Source organism: Aquibium sp. A9E412, from assembly GCF_030398335.1.
In the GTDB taxonomy this organism is placed as follows: Bacteria; Pseudomonadota; Alphaproteobacteria; order Rhizobiales; family Rhizobiaceae; genus A9E412.
Genome location: NZ_JAOAOP010000048.1, coordinates 1 through 22680 on the forward strand (window position 1 = coordinate 1; position 22680 = coordinate 22680).

18 protein-coding genes are annotated in these 22680 nt (G+C 72.4%); 9 read left to right on the top strand and 9 right to left on the bottom strand.

Annotated features, from left to right (window positions below; all coding sequences use genetic code 11):
* The 5 genes from malQ to N1F89_RS15225 all read right to left on the bottom strand — a co-directional run.
* On the bottom strand, nucleotides 1-1497 hold a 1497-nt coding region (malQ, locus tag N1F89_RS15205), incomplete at its 3' end, for a 4-alpha-glucanotransferase (protein ID WP_290085052.1).
* A gap of 274 nt (nucleotides 1498-1771) precedes the next feature.
* A complete protein-coding gene (locus N1F89_RS15210) occupies nucleotides 1772-2422 on the bottom strand; it encodes a helix-turn-helix domain-containing protein (protein WP_290085053.1) in 651 nt (216 codons plus the stop codon).
* Between the two features lie 87 nt (nucleotides 2423-2509).
* The gene (locus tag N1F89_RS15215; RefSeq protein WP_290085054.1) at nucleotides 2510-2896 is read right to left on the bottom strand and encodes a DNA-binding response regulator; all 387 of its coding nucleotides are present in this window, start codon (nucleotides 2894-2896) and stop codon (nucleotides 2510-2512) included.
* Between the two features lie 114 nt (nucleotides 2897-3010).
* The gene (gene fixJ, locus N1F89_RS15220; RefSeq protein WP_290085055.1) at nucleotides 3011-3628 is read right to left on the bottom strand and encodes a response regulator FixJ; all 618 of its coding nucleotides are present in this window, start codon (nucleotides 3626-3628) and stop codon (nucleotides 3011-3013) included.
* A complete protein-coding gene (locus tag N1F89_RS15225; RefSeq protein WP_290085077.1) occupies nucleotides 3618-5009 on the bottom strand; it encodes a PAS domain S-box protein in 1392 nt (463 codons plus the stop codon). Before N1F89_RS15225 ends, fixJ begins: the two co-directional genes overlap by 11 nt.
* A gap of 319 nt (nucleotides 5010-5328) precedes the next feature.
* On the opposite strand from N1F89_RS15225, the gene N1F89_RS15230 reads away from it, so the two are divergent.
* Nucleotides 5329-5760 (top strand): ion channel, encoded by a 432-nt coding sequence (locus N1F89_RS15230; protein WP_290085056.1) that lies wholly within the window; start codon nucleotides 5329-5331, stop codon nucleotides 5758-5760.
* Nucleotides 5761-5787: 27 nt separating this feature from the next.
* Here the strand turns inward: N1F89_RS15230 and hemN are convergent, their stop codons facing one another.
* Nucleotides 5788-7161 (bottom strand): oxygen-independent coproporphyrinogen III oxidase, encoded by a 1374-nt coding sequence (gene hemN, locus N1F89_RS15235; protein ID WP_290085057.1) that lies wholly within the window; start codon nucleotides 7159-7161, stop codon nucleotides 5788-5790.
* 201 nt (nucleotides 7162-7362) lie between these two features.
* On the opposite strand from hemN, the gene ccoN reads away from it, so the two are divergent.
* From ccoN to ccoS, 8 genes are all read left to right on the top strand, one after another.
* Complete coding sequence (ccoN, locus tag N1F89_RS15240; protein WP_290085058.1) at nucleotides 7363-8994, top strand: cytochrome-c oxidase, cbb3-type subunit I; 1632 nt, start codon at nucleotides 7363-7365, stop codon at nucleotides 8992-8994.
* Between the two features lie 12 nt (nucleotides 8995-9006).
* Nucleotides 9007-9738 carry a cytochrome-c oxidase, cbb3-type subunit II gene (gene ccoO / locus N1F89_RS15245; RefSeq protein WP_290085059.1) on the top strand — a complete coding sequence of 244 codons (732 nt, stop codon included), beginning with the start codon at nucleotides 9007-9009 and terminating at the stop codon, nucleotides 9736-9738.
* 12 nt (nucleotides 9739-9750) lie between these two features.
* Entirely contained in the window at nucleotides 9751-9900 is a 150-nt protein-coding gene (locus N1F89_RS15250; protein ID WP_290085060.1) for a cbb3-type cytochrome c oxidase subunit 3, read from the top strand.
* A 4-nt stretch (nucleotides 9901-9904) separates the two neighbouring features.
* On the top strand, nucleotides 9905-10768 hold the full coding sequence (gene ccoP / locus N1F89_RS15255) for a cytochrome-c oxidase, cbb3-type subunit III (protein ID WP_290085061.1): 864 nt from the start codon (nucleotides 9905-9907) through the stop codon (nucleotides 10766-10768).
* Nucleotides 10769-11008: 240 nt separating this feature from the next.
* Nucleotides 11009-12586: a cytochrome c oxidase accessory protein CcoG gene (gene ccoG, locus N1F89_RS15260; RefSeq protein ID WP_290085062.1), complete on the top strand. Its 1578-nt coding sequence runs from the start codon at nucleotides 11009-11011 to the stop codon at nucleotides 12584-12586.
* Nucleotides 12586-13083 (top strand): FixH family protein, encoded by a 498-nt coding sequence (locus tag N1F89_RS15265; protein WP_290085063.1) that lies wholly within the window; start codon nucleotides 12586-12588, stop codon nucleotides 13081-13083. Before ccoG ends, N1F89_RS15265 begins: the two co-directional genes overlap by 1 nt.
* The gene (locus tag N1F89_RS15270; protein WP_290085064.1) at nucleotides 13080-15359 is read left to right on the top strand and encodes a cation-translocating P-type ATPase; all 2280 of its coding nucleotides are present in this window, start codon (nucleotides 13080-13082) and stop codon (nucleotides 15357-15359) included. The genes N1F89_RS15265 and N1F89_RS15270 overlap by 4 nt, the downstream gene beginning before the upstream one ends.
* On the top strand, nucleotides 15356-15547 hold the full coding sequence (gene ccoS, locus N1F89_RS15275; protein WP_290085065.1) for a cbb3-type cytochrome oxidase assembly protein CcoS: 192 nt from the start codon (nucleotides 15356-15358) through the stop codon (nucleotides 15545-15547). The genes N1F89_RS15270 and ccoS overlap by 4 nt, the downstream gene beginning before the upstream one ends.
* A 262-nt stretch (nucleotides 15548-15809) precedes the next feature.
* Here ccoS and N1F89_RS15280 read toward each other — a convergent pair whose 3' ends face one another.
* The 3 genes from N1F89_RS15280 to N1F89_RS15290 form a co-directional block, all read right to left on the bottom strand.
* Nucleotides 15810-17507: an iron ABC transporter permease gene (locus N1F89_RS15280; protein ID WP_290085066.1), complete on the bottom strand. Its 1698-nt coding sequence runs from the start codon at nucleotides 17505-17507 to the stop codon at nucleotides 15810-15812.
* Nucleotides 17508-17600: 93 nt separating this feature from the next.
* Complete coding sequence (locus tag N1F89_RS15285) at nucleotides 17601-18656, bottom strand: Fe(3+) ABC transporter substrate-binding protein (protein ID WP_290085067.1); 1056 nt, start codon at nucleotides 18654-18656, stop codon at nucleotides 17601-17603.
* A 198-nt stretch (nucleotides 18657-18854) separates the two neighbouring features.
* Nucleotides 18855-22655: a PAS domain S-box protein gene (locus tag N1F89_RS15290; RefSeq protein WP_290085068.1), complete on the bottom strand. Its 3801-nt coding sequence runs from the start codon at nucleotides 22653-22655 to the stop codon at nucleotides 18855-18857.
* Between the last annotated feature and the right edge of the window lie 25 nt (nucleotides 22656-22680).

The window sequence follows — 22680 nt, forward strand, 5'->3', positions numbered from 1 at the left end:
GCGCAGCGCGACGTCGGAGCCGCGCCACCAGCCGCGAAGCGTCGGCAGGTCGTGCGTCGACAGGCAGGCGAGCGCCTGGCGCGGATAGGCGCGCGCGGCGCGGAAGCCGGCGCCGGCCGCCTTCTCGAAATAGAACACGCGGTAGGACAGGATGCCCGCCTCGCGCATCACCCCGCGAAAGCCGGCCGGCACCAGGCCGAGGTCCTCGCCGATCAGCGTCACCCGCGCGGCGTGCGACTGCGCGGCCAGCCGCTCGAGGATGCGGGCGATCGGAAAGCGCACATAGGCGCCGTCGGCCGGCCGGGCGCCGGCCGGGATGAAGAAGAGCTGCCACAGCGCCATCACGTGGTCGATGCGCAGCGCGCCGGCATGGCGCGCCGCGCGGGCCACCAGCTCCGCCCAGGCCGCGCCGTCGTCCTCGACGAGCGCGAGCGGCGACAGGCCGGCGACGCCCCAGTCCTGGCCACCGCTGGTGAAATAGTCGGGCGGAGCGCCGACCGTCGCGCCGGTCAGGTGCTGGTGGCGGGCGCCCCAGACCGCCGAACCGTCCGGCGCCTCGCCGACGGCGAGATCGAGATACAGCCCGACGCGCATGCCGGCGGCGGCGAGCCGGTCGGCGGCGCGGGCGAGCTGGCTGTCGGCCAGCCACTGCAGCCAGGCGTGAAACGACACCGCATCGGCATGCTCGCGCGCGAAGGCGGCCGCCGCCGCGCCGTCGGGGTCGTGCAGGCGCTCGGGCCAGCCATGCCAGCCCGCCCCCGCGCCCGTCTCGGCCATGCGCGCGGAGATCGCCTCGAACAGCGCGTGCCGCTCGAGCGCGCGGCCGCCCTCCTCGCGGAACCGGGCGAAGGCGCTCGCCAGCTCCGGCCGCGCGGCGGCGAGATCGTCGCGCCAGCGCCGCCACAGCGCGGCGAGGACGGGCCGCTTGACCGCCGCGACCGCGGCGTAGTCGACCAGTTCGGCCGCGCGCAGGCGCTCGAGCGGCAGCGCCGCGGCGAGATCGCCGGTGTAGCCGGGCACGCGGTCGATCGCGATGTAGAGCGGGTTGAGGAAGCGGCGGTTGGACGGCGAGAACGGGCTGCAGCGCTCCGGCGCGGCCAGGAACGGCGCATGCAGCGGCGTCAGGCCGATAAAGTCGGCGCCGGCGCGCGCCGCCAGTTCGCCGAGCACGGCGAGATCCTCGAAATCGCCAATGCCCCAGTTGCGCGCCGAGCGCAGCTCGTAGAGCTGCAGCGTGATGCCCCAGGCCGGGTGGGCGGCGAGGTCGTCGGGGACGTGGCACGGCGGCGCGGCCGACCGGCCGAGCCGCGGCGCGGCGGCCGGCGCCGCCGCGAGCGCGGCGGCGAGCGCCGCCTCGTCGTCGACGTCGAGCCCGAGGCCGGCGAGCAGCCGGCGCCGGCTGTCGCGCGGGACATGCACCGGCTCGCCGTCGAAGCCGGTGTAGCGGGCGACGATGCCGTAGCGCCTTGCGAGCTGATCGACGAGGGACTGCGGCATCGGTCTCGGCTTCACCATCGGTCGAACGCGGGCGCCAGCGCCCGGCGCCGCCGACGGCAAGGATGCGCCGGAAGCGGCCGCCGCACAATCGCCCGACGAAACGCGCCGCCGCGCGGCCATCTTCCGCCGGCTCGAGCCTGAAGCCCGCAGGCGGCGCTTTGTTCCGCGGCTCTGAACCCCGCGCGGCGAGCGGCGGCCGCCCACGGCAGGCAAAAAAAGAGGGGCCCGGGCCGTGCGGCCCGCGCCCCCAGGTGAAGGGAGGACGAAGAACGCGTCAGTCGCAGAGGGCGCGCAGCGCCGGCTCGCGCAGGATCTCCACCGTGCGTGCGTTGGGCAGGCGGATGATGCCGCGCTGCTTGAAGCGCGACAGGATGCGCGACACCGTCTCGATGGTCAGGCCGAGATAGTCGCCGATGTCGGTGCGCGACATGGCGAGCTCGACCTGCGCGCGGCCGCCCTGGCGCGCCATCATGTCGAGCAGGAAGGTGGCGACCCGCTCGTCGGCGCTCTGCCGGCCGATGACGACGAGATGCTGCTGGGCGCGCACCAGCGATTCGAGCGCGACCGGCAGGATCTCGGCCGCCGCGCGCGGCTCGATGGGCAGCCGGTAGGCGCGGATGGCGCAGTTCGACACGGCCTCGGCGAAGAAGCGGTGCTGGCCCTCGGCCTCGAAGCCGAAAACCTCGCCGGCGACATGGAAGGCGGTGATCTGGCGACGGCCGTCGGCCAGCAGCCGGTAGACGCGCACGGCGCCGAACTCGACCTGGTAGAGCGCGGTGGCCGTCTCGCCCTGGGCGTAGATCTCGCTGCGCGCGTCGTGGAAGAGCACCTGATGCGGGCCGAGCCCGACGGGCTTGGCCTGGGGGCGCGCCTCCGCGAGCGGGCGGCGGGCGAGCGGCAGGTCGTGGGCCTGTTGCGCGAGCATTGCGGCGTCTCAAAGGTTGCGGTCGTCTCGGAGACAGTGATGCCGCACGGCGCGCGCGGCCGAAATCCGGTTTGTCCCTACGGGATTCTACGTAGTGCGGGGGCGTCCGGCATGGCCGGGCAGGCTGGCGCTCACCGCGTCGACCAGCGTGCGGCCGAGCAGCGGCTTCTCGACCAGCGACAGGCCGGCGGCGGCCGGTCCGTTCTTGATCCGGTCGACCAGAAGCACCACCGGCCGACCGCCCTCGGTCAGCCGGGCGAGCGGCACGCCGTCGACCTCGAGCGCCTTCTCGTCGACCACCGCGCAGCACGCGCCGTCGACCCACACGCCGGCGGCCGGCAGGTGGTCGAAGAGCCGGATGCGGTAGCCCTCCGCCTCGAGCACGAAGCCGAGCGAGCGGCGAAAGGCCTCGTCCGGCGCGACAACCACGACCGTCGTGTCGGGCAGGCTGATCGAGTGCGCAGGCAAGGTCAAAAGCAACCCTCTGAACCGGGCCGGCATGCGCGCCGCCCGCAGTTAGGAGTCGCTTCTAGCCTGTCCGGCGCGCGTCGCCTTTGCGATGGATCAAGACGCGCGCGTTCGGCGCCCTCAGCGCTGACGGGTGCCGTCGGCCAGAACCATGCGCACCAGATCGGGCAGGTTGCGCGCGCCCATCTTGGCCATCACGCTGGCGCGGTGCACCTCGACGGTGCGCGGGCTGATGTCGAGATCGAAGGCGATCGTCTTGTTGGGCAGGCCGGCGACGATGCCGTCCATCACCTGGCGCTCGCGCTCGGTGAGCTGGCCGATGCGGCCGCGGATCGCCTCGACGTCGCCGATGCCGACATTGCGCCGGTCGAGCTCCTCGGCGGCGTGCCGCACCGCCTCGAGCAGCACCTCGTCCTCGAACGGCTTCTCGATGAAGTCGAGCGCGCCCGCCTTCATCGCCTCGACCGCCATCGGCACGTCGCCATGGCCGGTGATCACGATGGTGGGCAGCATCGCGCCGGCCTCGCGCAGGCGGTGCAGCAGCTCGACGCCGCTCATGTCGGGCATGCGCAGGTCGGTGACGAGGCAGGCGCGCTCCAGCTGCGGCGCGACCTTCAGGAAGGCGGTGGCCGATTCGTGCGCGCGCGCGGCATAGCCGGTCATCGACAGCAGGAAGGCGAGCGACTTGCGAACCGGCTCCTCGTCGTCGACGATGTGAACGACCACGTCAGCGCTCATGCTGCAGCTCCTGCCTGGCGATGCCGGGCAGCGCGAAGCGGAAGGTCGCCCCACCCATGTCGTTGCGCTGCATCGTCAGGCTGCCGCCATGCGCCTCGACGATGCGTTTGGAAATCGACAGGCCGACGCCCATGCCGCCCGGCTTGGTGGTGACGAACGGCTTGAACAGGCGCTGGGCGACCTCGTCGGGGACGCCGGGGCCGGAATCCGCCACCTCGACGAAGATGTCGCCGTTCTCGCCCTCGCCGGTGCGCACGACCAGCTCGCGCCGGTCCGTGTCGCGCATGGCGTCGACGGCGTTGCGCATCAGGTTGATGAGCACCTGCTGGATCTGCACCGGCACCACCATCACCGCATCCTCGCCGGGCGCGAAGTCGAACACCGTGTGCACGCCGAGCTCGCGCGAGCCGACCAGCGCCAGCGCGCCCGATTCCTCGACCAGCTTGCGCATGCTCTGCGGCTGCTTCTCGGTCTCGCCGCGGGTGACGAACTCGCGCAGGTGGCGGATGATCTCGCCGGCGCGCAGCGACTGCCGGCCGGCCTCGTCGAGCGCCTCGCGCATGCGCTCGGAAAGCGCGTCGTCCATGTTCTTGAGCAGCCGCGAGCAGCCCTGCACGTAGTTGGCGACGGCGGCCAGCGGCTGGTTGAGCTCGTGCGCCAGCGTCGAGGCCATCTCGCCGAGCTCGTTGAGGCGCGCCAGACGGGCCAGCTCGCTCTGCACCTCCTCGAGGCGCTCCTCCGATTCGGCGCGCTCGGTCAGGTCGCGGATGAAGCCGGTGAAGAAGACGTCCTCGCCGGTGCGCATCTCGCCGACGGCGAGCTTCATGGGGAAAGTCGAGCCGTCGCGGCGCCGGCCGACCACCACCCGGTCGATGCCGATGATGCGGCGCTCACCGGTCGTCAGATAGCGCTCGATGTAGCCGTCGTGCTCCTGCCGGTAGGGCTCGGGCATCAGGATGTGCACGTTGCGGCCGACCGCCTCGGCCTCGGAATAGCCGAACTGGCGCACCGCGGCGCGGTTGAAGGAGATGATGGTCGCGGTGCTGTCGATCACCACGGTGGCGTCGGGCACGGTGTCGAGGATCGAGCGCAGATGCGCGTCGCGCGTGTCGAGCCGCTCCTGGGCGGCGCGGGCGCGGCGCGACAGGACGCGGTGGCGCACGCCGAGATGCGCGAGCAGCGCGGCGGCGACGAGCGACAGGGCGGCCGCGGCGAGCCCCGGCGCCGGCTCTATGCCGGCGGCCGCGGCGAGCAGGAAGACGCCGATGGCGAGCAGCAGGCCGACGAGCGCGGCAAAGGCCCCGCCGACGAGCGCCGCGCCGAGCACGGCGGCCGGCGCCAGCAGGACCAGCAGCGGCGCGCCCGCCGCCTCGGCGAGCACCGCCTGCGCCAGGAAGCCGAGCGCCAGGCCGGCGACCGCCACCGCCAGGCCGCGCAGCGCATCGCCGGTGCTTGTGTCGAGCGCGCTAGCCAAATTCCCGTTCCGTGTTGCGGTATCGCCGCCGACGGCATGACCCCGCATCGCTCCCCTAAGAAAGCCTGACGACGCGGCGATCAATGCGGCCGAAAGCCACGCCTGTCAATCGCCGCGCCCGCGGCCGCGGCGCGACGCAGCGCGCGCCCGGCGTTCCGTGCTATGAGCGGGCTGCGCGGCTGCGTGCGGCCGCCAAGGGGAACAACGCAACCATCAAGGTCCGCCGATGCTGGCAAACCTCTCGATCGGCAGCATGGTCATCATCCTGACCGTGGTCATCCACACGCTCGGCCTGATCGCCGTCACCCAGGCGACCGGCAGGCTCGTGGCGCGCTTCCGCATGCACGGCCGGCGCAGCCGCATCCTGGCGATGTCGACGGTCGTGCTCGGCGTGTTCGCGGTGATGTCGGTGGAAATCTGGCTCTGGGCGCTGTGCTACGCGATCGTCGGCGCCGCGCCGGACTTCTCGACGGCGCTCTACCTGTCGACCGTCACCTTCTCCACCGTCGGCTACGGCGACGTGGTGCCGGTCGCCGAATGGCGGCTTCTGGCGGGGCTCGAAGGCATCAACGGCTTCCTGCTGATCGGCTGGTCGACGGCCTACCTGGTGGCGGCGGGCACGCGCATCGGTCCCTTCCACGCCGGCGAGCACTTCTGAGCCGGCCGGCGCGGCACCGGCCGCGCCTCACACGGCGAGCGAGTGGCGCGCGGTGCCGGCCGCCAGGTAGCCGTCGAAGCGTGCGGCGACCGTGCGCACCAGCGGCCGGCCGGCGGCCGTGACGACGAAGCGGTCGCCGTGGCGGACGAGCAGGCCGTCGTCGCGCAGGTGGCGCTCGGCCTCCGCCACGAGGGCGCGGCCGGTGGCGCCGAAGCGGCGGGCGGCCTCGGCGGCGGAGAAGGCGAAGTCGCACATCAGCCGCTCGATCACCCAGCCGCGGGCGCGGTCCTCCTCGGAGAAGGCGATGCCGCGCGCCGTCGCCAGCCCGCGGCCGGCGACCGCGCGCTGGTAGTTGCCGATGTCGGCGACGTTCTGCGCGTAGCCCTCGGCGAAGCGGCTGATCGAGGACGGGCCGAGCCCGATCAGGGTGGCGCAGGGATCGTCCGTGTAGCCCTGGAAGTTGCGCGCCAGGCGGCCCTCGCGCGCGGCGACGGCGAGCCGATCGCCGGGCAGCGCGAAATGGTCCATGCCGATCGGCGCGTAGCCGGCCGCCTCGATGCGGCGGGCGGCGAGCAGCGCCTGGGCGTAGCGTGCCTCGGTGCCGGGCAGCGCCGCCTCGGGAATCATCGTCTGATGCTTCTTGAACCACGGCACATGCGCGTAGCCGAACAGCGCGATGCGGTCGGGCGCCAGCGACAGCGCACTGTCGATGGTCGCCGCCAGGCTCTCCTCGGTCTGGTGCGGCAGGCCGTAGAGCAGGTCGAGATTGACCGAGCCGACGCCGCGCGCCCGCAGGCCCTCGACCACCGAGCGGGTGAGCGCGAAGCTCTGGTGCCGGTTGATGGCGTCCTGCACGCGCGGATCGAAGTCCTGCACGCCGAGGCTCGCCCGCGTCATGCCGAAATCGGCCATCGCGTCGAGCCGCCCCTCGTCCATGTCGTTGGGGTCGATCTCGATGCTGACCTCGGCGTCGGGCGCGAAGGCGAAGGCGCCGCGCAGCCGGGCGCCGAGCGCCCGCAGGTCGTCGGGCGCCAGCATGGTCGGCGAGCCGCCGCCCAGATGCAGCGCGCGCACCCGCACGCGCTCGCCGACCAGCCGGGAGACCGCGGCGATCTCGCCGTCGAGCGCGGCGAGATACTCCGTCACCGGCTCGTAGCGCCGCGTGTGCTTGGTGTGGCAGGCGCAGAACCAGCACAGCTTGTCGCAATAGGGAATGTGGATGTAGAGCGACACCGCCTCGCCCGCCGCCAGCCCGGACAGCCAGCCGGCGACCCGCTCGGCGGTGATGCCGGCGTGGAAGTGCGGCGCGGTCGGGTAGCTCGTGTAGCGCGGGACGGCGGTCGCCAGGCGCGGCGCGATCTCGGCGACCGGTGCCTCGCAGGGCTTCGATGTGGCGGCCATGGCGGGGTCCTCCGGCGCGGGCTTGCCTTTACGGTCCGACCGCCGGAACGGCCGGGCGCGCGGCCATTCTATCGCGTCTGCGGGGCCCCGCGGGCTTTGACGCAGATCAAGGCGAGCCGAACCCCCTTCCGAAAAAGGTGGCGCATGGACGGGCGACCCCGCGCGGGCCGCCCATGCACATCCGCCGTCGGGGGTCAGACAATGAAATACCGCACCGAACTCGTCGGGGTCGGCTTCGCCACGTTCCTAGCCTTGCTGGGCGCGGCGTTCGCGCGCGACGCCCTCTTCCAGGCCCATATGTGGGTGCTCTTCTTCGTGCTGCTCGGCGGCACGGTGCTCCTGCTGCGGCAGACGCGCTGGGGCGCGGCGGCGGCCGAACCGGTGCAGAGCGAGGCCGCCTACATGGACGGCCCGATCCGCTACGGCGCGATCGCGACGCTGTTCTGGGGCATCGCCGGCTTCCTTGTCGGCGTCATCATCGCGCTGCAGCTCGCCTTTCCGGACCTCAACATCGAGCCGTGGTTCAACTTCGGCCGCATGCGGCCGCTGCACACCTCGGCGGTGATCTTCGCCTTCGGCGGCAACGCGCTGATCGCCACCTCCTTCTACGTGGTGCAGCGCACCTCGCGGGCGCGGCTGTTCGGCGGCGATCTCGCCTGGTTCGTGTTCTGGGGCTACCAGCTCTTCATCGTGATGGCGGCGACCGGCTACCTGCTGGGCATCACCCAGAGCCGCGAATACGCCGAGCCGGAGTGGTATGTCGACCTGTGGCTGACGCTGGTGTGGGTGGCCTATCTGGTCGTCTTCCTCGGCACGATCTTCAAGCGCAAGGAACCGCACATCTACGTCGCCAACTGGTTCTACCTGTCCTTCATCGTGACCATCGCGATGCTGCACGTGGTCAACAACCTGGCGGTGCCGGTCTCCTTCCTCGGCTTCAAGAGCTATTCGGCCTTCTCCGGCGTGCAGGACGCGCTGACGCAGTGGTGGTACGGCCACAACGCGGTCGGCTTCTTCCTGACGGCCGGCTTCCTCGGCATGATGTACTACTTCGTGCCGAAGCAGGCGGAACGGCCGATCTACTCCTACCGGCTGTCGATCGTGCACTTCTGGGCGCTGATCTTCCTCTACATCTGGGCCGGTCCGCACCACCTGCACTACACCGCCCTGCCGGACTGGGCGCAGACGCTCGGCATGGTGTTCTCCATCATGCTGTGGATGCCCTCCTGGGGCGGCATGATCAACGGCCTGATGACACTGTCGGGCGCCTGGGACAAGCTGCGCACCGACCCGATCATCCGCATGATGGTGCTGGCCATCGCCTTCTACGGCATGTCGACCTTCGAGGGGCCGATGATGTCGATCAAGGCGGTCAACTCGCTGTCGCACTACACCGACTGGACGATCGGCCATGTCCATTCCGGCGCGCTCGGCTGGGTCGGCATGATCTCCTTCGGCGCCGTCTACTACCTCGTGCCCAAGCTGTGGCATCGCGAGCGGCTCTACTCGCTGCGGCTCGTCACCTGGCACTTCTGGCTCGCCACGCTCGGCATCGTCGTCTACGCCGCGGTGATGTGGGTGTCGGGCATCCAGCAGGGCCTGATGTGGCGCGAGTACGACGATCAGGGCTTCCTGGTCTACTCCTTCGCCGAGACCGTGCAGGCCATGTTCCCCTACTACGTGGTGCGTGCGATCGGCGGCCTGCTCTACCTGATCGGTGCCCTGGTCATGGTCTGGAACGTCGCCATGACGATCCTCGGCCACCAGCGCCAGGAAGAGCCCATCGGCGGCGCCAAACCCTCTTCGCAATCCGGCCTGCAGCCCGCTGAATAAGGAGCGACACCAATGGCCTTGATGGACAAACACGCGGTCCTGGAGCGCAACGCGACCCTGCTCCTGGTCGCCTCCTTCGCGGTGGTCACCGTGGGCGGCATCGTCGAGATCGCACCGCTGTTCTACCTCGAGAACACGATCGAGAAGGTGGACGGCATGCGGCCCTACTCGCCGCTCGAGCTCGCCGGCCGGGACGTCTACATCCGCGAGGGCTGCTACACCTGCCACTCGCAGATGATCCGCCCCTTCCGCGACGAGGTGGAGCGCTACGGCCACTACAGCCTGGCGGCCGAGTCGATGTACGACCACCCCTTCCAGTGGGGCTCGAAGCGGACGGGGCCCGACCTCGCCCGCGTCGGCGACCGCTACTCGAACGAGTGGCACGTGCAGCACCTGATCGAGCCGCGCTCGGTGGTGCCCGAATCGATCATGCCGAGCTACGCCTTCCTCAAGGACACGCCGATCCGGGTGGAGGACTTCTCCACCCACCTGATCGCCAACCAGCGCGTCGGCGTGCCCTACACCGAGGAGATGGTCGCCAACGCGGAGGCCGACCTCACCGCGCAGGCCGATCCGAACGGCGACTGGGACGCGCTGCTGGCGCGCTACCCGAAGGCCAAGGTCGGCGACTTCGACGGCAATCCGCAGGCGCTGACCGAAATGGACGCGCTGATCGCCTATCTGCAGATGCTCGGCACGCTGGTCGACTTCTCGACCTATGACGAAGCCGCCGGCTATCGCTGAGGAGATTCGGTGATGGACTACAACACGATGCGCGAATTCGCAGACAGCTGGGCGCTGCTGGCGATGTTCGTCTTCTTCGTCGGCGTGGTGCTGTTCGCCTTCCGGCCCGGCAGCAAGAAGCAGGCCGACGAGGCTGCCCGCATTCCTCTCAAGGACGAGTGAGACCATGAGCGAGAAGAACATCGACGACGTGACGGGCGTCGAGACCACCGGCCACGAGTGGGACGGCATCAAGGAGCTCAACAACCCGCTGCCGCGCTGGTGGGTGTGGACCTTCTACGCCACCATCGCCTGGGCGCTGGCCTACACCATCGCCTACCCCGCCTGGCCGCTGATCGAGCGGGCGACCGGCGGCGTGCTCGGCTACTCGAGCCGCGCCGAGCTCAGCCAGACGATGGAGGCGGCCGCCGCGGCGCGGGCCGACCTGGTCACCGCCATCAGCGAGAAGCCGCTCGCCGACATCTTGGCCGACGAGGAGCTGCGCCGCTTCGCCATCTCCGCCGGCGCGGCCGCCTACAAGGTCAACTGCTCGCAGTGCCACGGCTCGGGCGCCGCCGGCTCGGCCGGCTATCCCAACCTCAACGACGACGAGTGGCTGTGGGGCGGCGACATCGAGGCGATCCACCAGACGATCGCGCACGGCGTGCGCTTCGACGGCGACGACGAGACGCGCTTCGGCGAGATGCCGGCCTTCGGCGACATCCTCGATCCGCAGCAGATCCGTGCCGTTTCCGCCTACGTCCATTCGCTGAGCGGCGAGGGTGCCGACCCGGCGCTGGTCGAGGCCGGCAGCACGGTCTACGCCGACAACTGCGCGGCCTGCCACGGCGAGAACGCGCAGGGCGAGCCGGCTCTCGGCGCGCCCAACCTGGCCGACGCGATCTGGCTCTACGGCTCCGGCCAGGAGGCGATCGCCGCCCAGGTGCGCAGCCCGCAGCACGGCGTGATGCCGGCCTGGCAGGCGCGGCTCGGCGAGACCACGGTCAAGCAGCTCGCCGTCTACGTCCATTCGCTCGGCGGCGGCCAGTAGCCGCAGGACCGGCAGCAGCGCGCCGACGAGGCCCGGGCCGTGCGCCCGGGCCTCTTTCGTTGCGGGCGACGAACCGGCGCAGACCGGCAGCGACGTTCGCGGTTTGACCCATGTCAACGCGCGCGCGGCCGCTGCCGGGCTAACCGATGAGGGACGAGCGGCCGCGCGGCCGCGCCTTGAAGACGGAACGCCACCATGCTTGACGAGCGCGCGGCAGGCGAAGCGAGGACGACGGGGTCCATGACCAGCCAGGACGGAGCGGCCGAGCGCTCCAGCATCGAACGCATCGAGGCCGAGGCGGTCAACTCCGCCAGGGTCCGCCAGCCGCTCTACGTGGCGCGCAAGAAGATCTTTCCCAAGCGCGCCTCCGGCCAGTTCCGCCGCTTCAAGTGGATCGTCATGGCGATCACGCTCGGCATCTACTACCTGACGCCGTGGCTGCGCTGGGACCGCGGCCCCTACGCGCCCGACCAGGCGGTGCTGATCGACCTGGCCAACCGGCGCTTCTACTTCTTCTTCATCGAGATCTGGCCGCAGGAGTTCTTCTTCGTCGCCGGGCTCCTGGTGATGGCCGGCATCGGCCTGTTCCTCATCACCTCGACGGTCGGCCGCGCGTGGTGCGGCTACACCTGCCCGCAGACGGTTTGGGTCGACCTGTTCCTCGTCGTGGAACGCTGGGTGGAGGGCGACCGCAACGCCCGCATCAAGCTCGACAAGGCGCCGTGGAGCGCCGACAAGGTGGCCAAGCGGCTTTCCAAGCACACCATCTGGCTGCTGATCTCGGTCGCCACCGGCGGCGCCTGGATCTTCTACTTCGCCGACGCGCCGACGCTGTTCGTCGACCTGTTCAGGGGCGAGGCGCTGCCGGTCGCCTACATCACCGTGGCGATCCTGACGGCGACGACCTACACCTTCGGCGGCCACATGCGCGAGCAGGTGTGCACCTACATGTGCCCGTGGCCGCGCATCCAGGCGGCGATGCTCGACGAGAACTCGCTGACGGTCACCTACAACGACTGGCGCGGCGAGCCACGCTCGCGCCATGCCAAGAAGGCGGCCGCCAGCGGCCAGCTGGTGGGCGACTGCGTCGACTGCAACGCCTGCGTGGCGGTCTGCCCGATGGGCATCGACATCCGCGACGGCCAGCAGCTCGAATGCATCACCTGCGCGCTGTGCATCGACGCCTGCGACCAGGTGATGGACAAGACCGGCAAGGAGCGCGGGCTGATCTCCTACGCCACGCTGTCGGACTACAACGCCAACATGGCGCTGGCCACCGGCGGCGGCAGCCACGCCATCGACCCGACCGGCGTGCACAAGCCCGACGGCCGGTTGTCCGACAAGGTGGCGCACTTCCACTGGAACAAGATCCTGCGGCCGCGCACCTATGTCTATTTCGGCGCCTGGGCGCTGGTCGGCCTGGTCCTGCTCTACGCGCTGTTCACCCGCGACCGGCTCGACGTCAACGTGCTGCACGACCGCAACCCGCAGTTCGTCGTGCTGTCCGACGGGTCGATCCGCAACGGCTATACCGTTAAGCTGCTCAACATGATCCCCGAGCCGCGCACGGTGACGCTGTCGATCGAGGGTCTGCCGGGCGCCCTGATGACCGTCGACGGCATCGCCGACAATGCCGAGGGCCGCAGCTTCGAAGTGCCGCTCGAGCCCGACCGGCTGCGCTCGCTGCGCGTCTTCGTGCGGCTGCCGGCCGAACGCGTCGACGAGGAGAGCGAGACGTTCCGCTTCCACGTCGAGGAGGCCGGCGGCGACGAGACCGCATCGTATCAGGCCAACTTCTCGGCCCCGGAGGACATGTGATGGCCAACCGCGCTTCCAACCCCGGCCAGTTCACCGGCCGCCACATGCTGCTGCTGATGCTCGCCTTCTTCGGCGTCATCATCACGGTCAACGTCACCATGGCGGTGTTCGCCAGCACGAGCTGGAGCGGGCTGATCGTCAAGAACTCCTACGTGGCGAGCCAGAAGTTCAACGCGAAGGCCGCCGAAGGGCGCGCCCAGGCCGCGCTCGGCTGGCAGGGCCGGCTGGAGATCGCCGACGGGGCGATCCGCTACCGGCTGGTCGACGGCGACGGCCGCGCGCTGCCGCTCGGCACGGTCACCGCCAGCTTCCGGCGGCCGGTCTCGGTCGACGACGACCGCACCGTCACGCTCGCCGCCCAGGACCGCACGCTGCACGCGGCCGCCGAGCGGCTCGGCGACGGCGTGTGGATCGCCGAGATCCTGTCGGACGCCGGGCTCGAACGGCCCTACCGCGACGTGCGGCGCATCGTGATCCGCGAGGGGCGCCTGCAATGAGCTGCTGCGCCCCCGGCACCGAGGCGGCGCTCGACCGGGCCGCCGCGCTGACCGCCGGCCCCTCGCCGGAGGAGGTGCGGCTCGCCAGCCGCGACCTCGGCGACGGCCTCAGGCAGACCGACCTGTCGGTGCCGGGCATCCATTGCGGCGCCTGCATCCAGGCGATCGAATCGGCGCTCGCCAGGCTCGACGGCGTCGTGCATGCGCGCGTCAACCTGTCGAGCCGGCGCGTCAGCGTGCGCTGGCGCGGCGACGCGCCGCCGCCCATCGTGCCGGCGATCAACGCGCTCGGCTACGAGGCGCATCTCGACGACGGCGCCGGCGAGGCGCGCGACGAGACGCTGGCCGAATTGATCCGCGCCGTCGCCGTGTCGGGCTTCGCCGCCGGCAACATCATGCTGCTGTCGGTGTCGGTGTGGTCGGGCGCGCAGGACGCGACGCGCGACCTGTTCCACTGGATCTCGGCGCTGATCGCGGTGCCGGCGCTCGTCTTCGCCGGGCGCATCTTCTACCGCTCCGCCTTTCAGGCGCTGCGCCACGGGCGCATGAACATGGACGTGCCGATCGCGCTCGGCGTGTCGCTCGCCTACGGGCTGAGCCTCTACGAGACGATCAACCACGGCCAGCACGCCTATTTCGACGCCGCCGTGTCGCTGCTCTTCTTCCTGCTGATCGGCCGCACGCTCGACCATGTGATGCGCGAGCGCACGCGCGTCGCGGTGTCCGGCCTGGCGCGGCTGGCGCCGCGCGGCGCGCTGGTGCTCGGCGACGACGGAACGCGCAGCTACCTGCCGCTCGGCGAGATCGAGCCGGGCATGCGGCTGATGATCGCCGCCGGCGAGCGCATCCCCGTCGACGGACGGGTCGTGGCGGGATCGTCGGAGCTCGACTGCGCGCTGGTGACCGGCGAGAGCGCGCCGCAGCCGATCGCGCGCGACGGTGCGGTGCGCGCCGGCACGCTGAACCTGACCGGGCCGCTGACGGTCGAGGCCGAGGCCGCGGCGAAGGATTCCTTCCTCGCCGAGATGCTGCGGCTGATGGAGGCGGCCGAGGGCGGGCGGGCGCGCTACCGGCGCATTGCCGACCGCGCCTCGGCGCTCTATTCGCCCGTCGTCCACCTGACCGCGCTTCTCACCTTCGCCGGCTGGATGGTGGCGAGCGGCGGCGACTGGCACCAGTCGCTGACCATCGCCATCGCCGTGCTCATCATCACCTGCCCGTGCGCGCTCGGCCTCGCGGTGCCGATCGTGCAGGTGGTCGCCGCCAGGCGGCTGTTCGAGAGCGGCATCATGGTCAAGGACGGCTCGGCGATGGAGCGGCTCGCCGAGATCGACACGGTGGTGTTCGACAAGACCGGCACGCTGACGCTCGGCGCGCCGCGGCCGGTCGGTCTCGACGCGGTCAAGCCGCGCGTGCGCGCGCTGACGGCGGCGATCGCCGCCCATTCGCGCCACCCGCTGTCGCAGGCGCTCGCCGCGGCCGCCCCGGCCGGCGTGCCGGCGCCCGCCTTCTCGTCCGTGCGCGAGGTGCCGGGCTACGGCGTGGAGGCCGAGCAGGACGGCATCGTCTACCGCCTGGGCCGCGCGGAATGGGCGGCGCCGGACGATCCGGCCGCGCGCGACGGCACCGTTCTCGCCCGCGACGGCATGGCGCTGGCGCGCTTCGACTTCGAGGACCGGCTGCGCCGCGACGCCCGCACCGCGGTGGAGACGCTGCAGGCCGAGGGGCTGGCGATCGAGCTGATCTCGGGCGACCGCGAGGAGGCGGTGCGCAGCGCCGGCGCCGCGCTCGCCATCGACGCGGCCACCGCGCGTGCGCTGCCCGGCGACAAGGCCTCGCGCCTCGACTCGCTGGCGCGCCAGGGCCACCGCGCGCTGATGGTCGGCGACGGGCTCAACGACGCGCCGGCGCTCGCCGCCGCGCATGTCTCGATGGCGCCGGCGACGGCCGCCGACATCGGCCGCAACGCCGCAGACTTCGTGTTCCTGCGCGAAAGCCTCTACGCCGTGCCGCAAGCGCTCGACATCGCCCGGCGCGCCGGCCGGCTGGTCCGGCAGAACTTCGCGCTGGCGATCGGCTACAACGTGATCGCCGTGCCGATCGCCGTGCTCGGCCACGTCACGCCGCTGATCGCCGCGGTCGCCATGTCGCTGTCGTCGCTGATCGTCGTCGCCAACGCCATGCGGCTGCGCCCGGCGCGCGCGCCGCAGCGCGCGGCGGCGGCCGACAGCCGCGCCGAAGGCGTCGCCCCCGGGCGGCTGGCGACGGCGCCATGACCAATCTGGCGATCCTCATCCCGGTCGCCCTGCTGCTCGGCGCGGCCGGGCTCGCCGCCTTCCTGTGGGCGCTCAGGAGCGGCCAGTACGAGGATCTCGACGGCGCGGCCGAGCGCGTGCTCTACGACGACGAGACGCGGCCGCTGCCGCCGGCCGACGACGAGCCGGCGCACCCGCACCGCGACTGAACCCGGCCACCGGCCGCGCCTGGCGGCCCTCCCCGCCCCCGCTGCACCATGCTCTCCCACCGCATGCATGCGACGCCGGGCGATGACGCCCGGCTGCACCATGCTCTCCCGCCGCATGCATGCGACGCCGGGCGGTGACGCCCGGCTGCACCATGCTCTCCCACCGCATGCATGCGACTCCGGGCGGTGACGCCCGGCTGCACCATGCTCTCCCACCGCATGCATGCGACGCCAGGCGGTGACGCCCGGCTGCACCATGCTCTCAGGTGCTGCCGTCGCGGGTGAGGCCGCGCGACAGGAGCGCCACCGGCACGATCGCGGTGGCGACGATGAGCAGCGCGGCGAAGGCGCCGTCCTCGACGGCGCCGCGCGAGGCGTTCTCGTAGACCAGCGTGGCCAGCGTGTCGAAGCCGAAGGGGCGCAGCAGGATGGTCGCCGACAGCTCCTTGACGGTGTCGACGAAGACCAGGATCGCCGCCGTGAGGATCGCCGGCGCGAGCAGCGGCAGCAGGATCACCGTGGCGCTGCCGGCCGAGCTGCGGCCGAGACAGCGCGCCGCCTCGTCGAGATGCGGCGGCAGCTTTTCCAGCCCTGCCCGCACCGCGCTCTCGGCCAGCGCCAGGAAGCGGATGGCGCAGGCCAGCACCACCGCGAAGGCCGAGCCCGACAGGAGAAGCCCGGTCGACACGCCGAGATAGGCGCGCGCGGCGGCGTCGACCGTGTTGTCGAGCCAGGCCAGCGCCAGAAGCAGGCCGAGGCCGAGAATGGTGCCGGGCAGCGCATAGCCGCTGGCGGCCAGCCGCACCAGCGCGGCCACGCCGGCGCCGCGCGACAGGCGCATGGCGTTGATCAGCATCAGCGCGGCGAGCACCGCCAGCACCGCGGCGGCCGCCGCGGTGGCGAAGCTCGTCACGAAGGCCTCGAGCAGCACCGGATCGGCGATCTGGTCGAGCCGGCGCAGCGCATAGCGGCCGAACACATAGAGCGGGATGCCGAAGCCGGCGGCGACCGGCAGCAGCGCGGCCACGGTGGCGGCGACGCCGCGCCAGCCGACGAGCCGCGTGCGCGGCGGGTGCACGCGCCAGTGGGTGCCGCGCGCGGCGTGCACCTTCTGGCGCCGGCGGGCGGCCTGCTCGGCGCTCAGCAGGAGCACGACCAGCACCAGCATGACGACGGCGATCTGCGCCGCGCCCTCCAGGCTGCCGCGGTTGAGCCAGGTCGAGTAGACCGACAGCGTGAGGGTGCGCACGCCGAGATACTGCACCGCGCCGATGTCGTTGAGCGTCTCCATCAGCACCAGCGCGACGCCGGCGGCGACCGCCGGCCGCGCGACCGGCAGGAGCACGCGCCAGAAGGTGCGCGTCGGACCGGCCCCCAGCGTGCGCGCCACGTCGGCGATGTTGCGCGCCTGCATGAGGAAGACGACACGCGCGGTCAGGTAGACGTAGGGATAGGCGACGGCGGTGATGACGATCGCCGCGCCCGGCGTCGAGCGGATCTCGGGGAACCAGTAGTCGCGCGAGGTGGCGAAGCCGAAGACCTCGCGCAGCGCGCTCTGCACCGGGCCGGTGAAGTGGAAGAACTCGGCGAAGGCATAGGCCGCCAGATAGGGCGGCACGGCGAGCGGCAGCACCAGCGCCCAGGCGACCGTGCGGCGCAGCGGAAACTCGTAGGCGACGACGAGCCAGGCCGTGGCAACGCCGATGACGGCCGAGCCGAACGCCACCATGGCGAGCAGCGCCAGCGTCGTGACGGTGGCGCGCGGCAGCACGTACTCGACCAGGTGCGGCCAGTCGGCGCCGCTGCCCGACAGCGCGACCCCGATCAGCGTGCCGATCGGCAGGAAGACGATCGCGGCGATCAGCCCGGCCATCGCCAGCGCCGCGGCCGGCAGCGGCCGGCGCACCGCGCCGGCCTCGGCCGCGTGCGCGGCGGTGCCGGGCAGGCGGTCAGCGGTCATCGGCCACCTCCCGACCGCGCGCGGACGGCTGCGCACGCGCGAAGGCCGGACCGGCGGGACCGGTCCGGCCTGGCAGGCATGCCGGGGTGAGGATCAGCTCGCCGGCCCGTCGTCGAGGCCGACACGGTCGACCATCTCCGAGGCGGCCTTGCGGTGCTCGGCGATCGTGGCGAGCGGCAGGCTGTCCGGCTCGATGTCGCCGAAGGACTTGACGATGTCGGAGGCCTCCGCGCTCGGCAGGACCGGGTACTCGTAGACCTGCTCGGCGTAGATCTCCTGCGCCTCGGGGCTCGCCAGGAAGCGCATCAGCGCGCGCGCGGCGTCGGGATGCGGCGCGTGCCTGGCCATCGCCATGCCGGAGATGTTGACGTGCGTGCCGCGGCCCTCGGCGTTGGGGAACAGCACCTTGATGGCGTCGGCCCACTCCTGCTGCTCGGGCTCCTTCTCGTTGGTCATCATCAGGCCGACATAGTAGGTGTTGCCGATGCCGAGGTCGCACTCGCCGGCATAGATGTCGCGCGCCTGGGCGCGGTCGTTGCCGTCGGGCTTGCGCGCGAGATTGGCCTTCAGGCCCTTCATCCACGCCTCGGCCTCCTCCTCGCCGTGATGGGCGATCATCGAGGCGAACAGCGCGATGTTGTAGTTGTGCTGGCCGCTGCGCATGCAGATGCGGCCCTCCCACTTGGGATCGGCGAGCTCCTCATAGGTGATGGAGTCCTGCTCGACCCGCTCCTTCGAGGCGTAGATGACGCGGCCGCGCGTGGTCAGGCCGAACCAGTGGCCCTCCGGGTCGCGGTAGCGCTCGGGAATGTTCTCGTCGATCGTCTCGAGCTCCACCGGCTGGGTGATGCCGAGCTCCTTGGCGTTGACCAGGCGGCCGATGTCGACGGACAGGATGACGTCGGCCGGCGAGTTGGCGCCCTCGGCGGCGATGCGGTCCTCGAGCCCCTTGTCGAGGAACAGCACCTCGGTCCCGATGCCGGTCTCCTCGGTGAAGGCCTCGAGCAGCGGGGCGATCAGCTCCGGCTGGCGGTAGGAGTAGACGTTGACGGTCTCCTGCGCGGCGGCCGGCAGCGACCAGGCCGTCGCCGCGGCGACGGCGAGGGCGGTCAGGCCGGCCCGCAGGGCGCGGGGGCGATGAGCGGTCATGGCGGGTCTCCAAACCATCGGGATTCAAGGTCCCTGGGACTGGGTTTTCTGTCGATGCGCCTTTGCGACGCAGCGTGCGTTCTGCGGCATCGGCCTTGCCCCGTCAAGAGAAAACAAAGCAAAATCAGTAGTTTAGAATTATTCTAAACTAAATTTGTCAGCTTTTTCCGACCGTTGCCTCGAAGCGGGTGCCGGCGTTCACTCCGCCAGCACGCGCGTCGGCGGGAAGCTGATCTCCACCAGCGTGCCCTCGCCGGGTGCGGAGGAGATGGCGAAGCGCGCCCGGTTGGCCTCGACCATGGCCCGCGTCAGCGGCAGGCCGAGCCCCGTGCCCTCGCCGCGCTTGCGGCGCAAGGCGTTGATCTGCTTGAAGGGTTTCAGCGCCTCGTCGATCTCCGCGCTCGACATGCCGATGCCGGTGTCGCGGAAGCGCATGACCACCGCACCGGACGGCTCGTAGGCGGTGGACACGATCACCTGGCCGCCGGCCGAGGTGTAGCGGATCGCGTTGGACAGCAGGTTGAGGGCGATCTGGCGCACGCTGCGCAGGTCGGCGACCACCTCCGGCAGGCCCGAGGCGAGGCTCGAGCGGATGATGACGCGCTCGCGGTTGGCCTGCGGCTGCATCATCGCCACCGCCTCGGCCAGCGTGTCGTTGAGCGACACCGCCTCGTAGTGCATCTCCTGCTCGCCGGCCTCGATCTTGGAGATGTCGAGCAGGTCGTTGACCAGGTCGAGCACGTGGTTGCCCGAGCGGTTGATGTCGCGCAGGTAGTCGCGGTAGCGGTCGTTGCCGATCGGCCCGAACTTCTCGTCGCTCATCAGCTCGGAAAAGCCGATGATGGCGTTGAGCGGCGTGCGGATCTCGTGGCTGACGCGGGCCAGGAACTCGGTCTTCTGCGAGGAGGCGCGCTCGGCCTGGGCGCGCGCCTGGGTGAGGTCCTCCTCGGCGCGCTTCCACTGGGTGATGTCGCGCAGCACCGCGCAGTAGCCGCCGCGGTTGGGCAGCCGGCCGATCGTCATGAACAGCGGGATGAAGCGGCCCTGCGCCTCGCGGCCGATCACCTCGCGGCCGTCGTTGAGCACGCTCGCCACGCCGTTGTCGGCGAGGCCGGCGAGATAGTCCTCCGCCGCGCGCCGGCTCTCCATGGCGAACAGCGCCACGAACGGCTTGCCCGTCACGTCGGCCGCGTCGAAGCCGAACAATGCCTCGGCCGGCCGGCTGATCGAGCGGATCGTGCCGTCGTTGTCGATCAGCACCACGCCGTCGGTCGCCGTGTCGATGATCGTGCGCATCTCGGTGAGCTCGGCCTCGAGCGCGTTGGCCTGCGCGATCACCGCGGCGGCCGGCTCCGGCCGCTCCTCGACCGGCCGCAGCGCCATCAGGAGCGCCCGGCCCGCCTGCCAGCGCACCGGGTGCAGCGACGCCTCGACGGCGACCTGCGTGCCGTCGGCCCGCCGGAGCCGCAGCGCGCGCGCGGCGGTGCCGTCGGCGGCGGGCGGCTCGGCGAACAGCGCCTCCAGGCCGCCGGCGGCCTCGAGCGCGGCCAGGCTGTCGTGACCGCTGAGCGCCAGAAAGGCGGGGTTGGCGTGGTGCAGCCGCTCGGCCGACTGGACGAGGACGGCAAGCGGCAGCGGATCGAGCAGCGCGGTCGGCGGCGCGGCCGGAGCGGCCCCGGCCGGCGGCGCGCCGGCAAAGGCGGCCGGCAGCACGCTGCCCGGCGCGGCGAACGCCGGCGCCGCGTGGCGACCGGCGGCCGGCTCGGGCTCGGACCCAGGCACGGGCTCTGCCTCAGGCTCGCTCCCGGCCACCGGTTCGTCGACCGCAGGCGGGCGCCCGGCCTCCGCGTCCTCGGGTGGGCGCGCGGCGGTTTCGTCCGCGGCCGGCTCGGCCGGCTCGGCCGGTTCGTGCGGCGTCGGCCCGGCCGCCGCGGCGGGTTGCTCCGCCGGCGCCGGCATCCCGGCATCGCTTGCCGCCGCTGGCGGCGCAGGCGCCGCCTCGGCCTTGTCGGGCCCGGCCGCTTCGGCCTCGCCGTCGACGGCTTCGTCGGGCGCGGCAGCCTCGGCTTCACCGTCGACGGCCTCGTCGGGCGCGGCAGCGCCGGTTTCGCCTTCGGCGATCTCGCCCGGCGCGGCAGCCCCGGTTTCACCGTCAGGTGCCGCGTCGGCAGCGGGCGCGCCCGCCTCGGCCGCCGGCGCCGCCGGTTCGCTGTCGGCCGCGTCCGCCTCGCCCGCGGCGGCAGGCGGCGTCGGCTCGCCGTCATCGAAACGCGCCGCGTCCGGCGATGCCGCCCGCGTGTCCTCTCCGGCGGCGGGTCCCGTCTCGCCGGCCGGCGTCTCCTCGGCGCCGTAGGCGGTCCTCAACCGGTCGCCGATCTCGCGGAAAGCGGTCTGCTCGTGCGGCGTCAGGCCGCCCTCTCGGGCCGGCACCCGACGCTCCGACAGGCGGATCACCTTGCTGCCGGCGGCCGGCGCCTCCGGCTCGCCCTTGGCAACAGGCTGCTGGGCGGGCGCTTCGGGTTCCGGCACGACGGCGCCTGGCGGGGTGTCCGGCGGCGCGGCGGATGCGCCGTCCTCCGCCCGCTGCGCCGGCGCGCCGGCCGGCGGCTCGCCCGGCACCAGCGCCATGCCGAGCGCCTCGGGATCGACCACCACGTCGCCCATGCGGGCGATGCCGAAGCCGCGGAAGCCCTGGAACGCGCGCTCGCGCGAGTAGACCGGCAGCGCGGCGAGGTCGACCGGCACCTTGAGGTCGGTGCCGGCGACCGGCCACAGGACGGTGCGGCCCGACCAGGTGTCGCGCCGCTCCAGCAGGCCGGCGATCTCGCCGTCGGGATCGAGGCTGAAGACGCGCGCCACGTCGACGAAGCGCCGGCCGATGACGTCGGCCGCCGTCGGGCCGACGGCGCGGACGAACTCCTCGGCGAGCGCGGTGAAGCGGCCCTCCGCATCGGTCTTCCACACGAAGCGCACCGGCACGGCGCCGAGCTCGGCGCTGTCCTGGGCGATCGGCGCGCCGCGCGGCGGCACCGGCCCGCCGGCACCGCGGGCCGGCGCTTCGGCCTCGCCCGGTGCCGCCTGCCGCGTCGGCGGCGCACCGCGCTCGACCGGCGGCGCGGCTTCGGGATGGCGGTCGGCGAAATACCAGCCGTCGTGGCCGGCCTCGTCCTGCGGCCCGGCCGGCCCGGCCGGCCCGGTGTCCGTGGTGTCGGCCTGCGGCTGCGCTGGCGGCGCATCGGCTGCGGCATCCGTGGCGGCGCGCGGCACCGGCGCGGGCGCGACCGGCCCGCTGTCGTTGGCCGCCTGCGGCCGCGGCGCGGCCGGCGCGGCGGCGACCGGCTCGTCGACGACGAGCAGCAGATGCGTGGCCGGCGCGTCGGTCAGCCGGGCGATGCCTGCGGGAAGCCGGCCGGCCGGGGCGGCGACCAGGCGCTTGACCAGCCGGTCCTCCTCCGCGCGCACCTCGCCGACCAGCCCGGCCAGCGTCTCCGCGGCGAGCCCCAGCGCGGCGAAGCCGGGCGAGGCGGCAAGCACCGCACCGCCGGCATCGAGAAAGGCGGCGCAATGCTCGGCCTCGCCGAAGCCGGCGATCGCGCGGCGCGCCGCCTCGTCGGCGCTGCGGGTGTCGGCGTCCGGCACCGGCACCGCCAGAAGCAGCGCCGGCTCGCCGTCCGGCAGCACCACCGCGCTCGCCGAAAAGCGCACCAGCCGGCTCGCCAGCCGGCCGGTCAGGCGCACGGCGATGGTGCGGTCGCGGCCGATGCGCGGAAAGCCCGGCGTCGCGGCGATCTGGCGCCGCGCGGCCGGCGGCAGCGAGGCCGGCGCGCCGATCGCCGCCTCGATGCCGTCGAAGCCGAGCAGCGCCGCGCCCGCGCCGTTGGCCCACAGCACGGTCGCCAGATCCTGCGACAGGACGAGCAGCGCCTCGCCCGCGGCAAAGCGCCCGCGCACGTCGTCGAGCACGGCGATGTCGATGAAGGAATGCGATGCCGACGCCATGGATCGAACCTGCCCGTCCTGTCTC

What these genes read in the sequence shown, in the direction of transcription:
- ccoG (WP_290085062.1), top strand. Translation starts at nt 11,009, where the DNA reads ATGACCAGCCAGGACGGAGCGGCCGAGCGCTCCAGCATCGAACGCATC.
- N1F89_RS15250 (WP_290085060.1), top strand. Translation starts at nt 9,751, where the DNA reads ATGGACTACAACACGATGCGCGAATTCGCAGACAGCTGGGCGCTGCTG.
- ccoS (WP_290085065.1), top strand. Translation starts at nt 15,356, where the DNA reads ATGACCAATCTGGCGATCCTCATCCCGGTCGCCCTGCTGCTCGGCGCG.
- ccoO (WP_290085059.1), top strand. Translation starts at nt 9,007, where the DNA reads ATGGCCTTGATGGACAAACACGCGGTCCTGGAGCGCAACGCGACCCTG.
- N1F89_RS15210 (WP_290085053.1), bottom strand. Translation starts at nt 2,422, where the DNA reads ATGCTCGCGCAACAGGCCCACGACCTGCCGCTCGCCCGCCGCCCGCTC.
- ccoP (WP_290085061.1), top strand. Translation starts at nt 9,905, where the DNA reads ATGAGCGAGAAGAACATCGACGACGTGACGGGCGTCGAGACCACCGGC.
- N1F89_RS15230 (WP_290085056.1), top strand. Translation starts at nt 5,329, where the DNA reads ATGCTGGCAAACCTCTCGATCGGCAGCATGGTCATCATCCTGACCGTG.
- N1F89_RS15270 (WP_290085064.1), top strand. Translation starts at nt 13,080, where the DNA reads ATGAGCTGCTGCGCCCCCGGCACCGAGGCGGCGCTCGACCGGGCCGCC.
- N1F89_RS15290 (WP_290085068.1), bottom strand. Translation starts at nt 22,655, where the DNA reads ATGGCGTCGGCATCGCATTCCTTCATCGACATCGCCGTGCTCGACGAC.
- N1F89_RS15265 (WP_290085063.1), top strand. Translation starts at nt 12,586, where the DNA reads ATGGCCAACCGCGCTTCCAACCCCGGCCAGTTCACCGGCCGCCACATG.
- fixJ (WP_290085055.1), bottom strand. Translation starts at nt 3,628, where the DNA reads ATGAGCGCTGACGTGGTCGTTCACATCGTCGACGACGAGGAGCCGGTT.
- N1F89_RS15280 (WP_290085066.1), bottom strand. Translation starts at nt 17,507, where the DNA reads ATGACCGCTGACCGCCTGCCCGGCACCGCCGCGCACGCGGCCGAGGCC.
- ccoN (WP_290085058.1), top strand. Translation starts at nt 7,363, where the DNA reads ATGAAATACCGCACCGAACTCGTCGGGGTCGGCTTCGCCACGTTCCTA.
- N1F89_RS15285 (WP_290085067.1), bottom strand. Translation starts at nt 18,656, where the DNA reads ATGACCGCTCATCGCCCCCGCGCCCTGCGGGCCGGCCTGACCGCCCTC.
- hemN (WP_290085057.1), bottom strand. Translation starts at nt 7,161, where the DNA reads ATGGCCGCCACATCGAAGCCCTGCGAGGCACCGGTCGCCGAGATCGCG.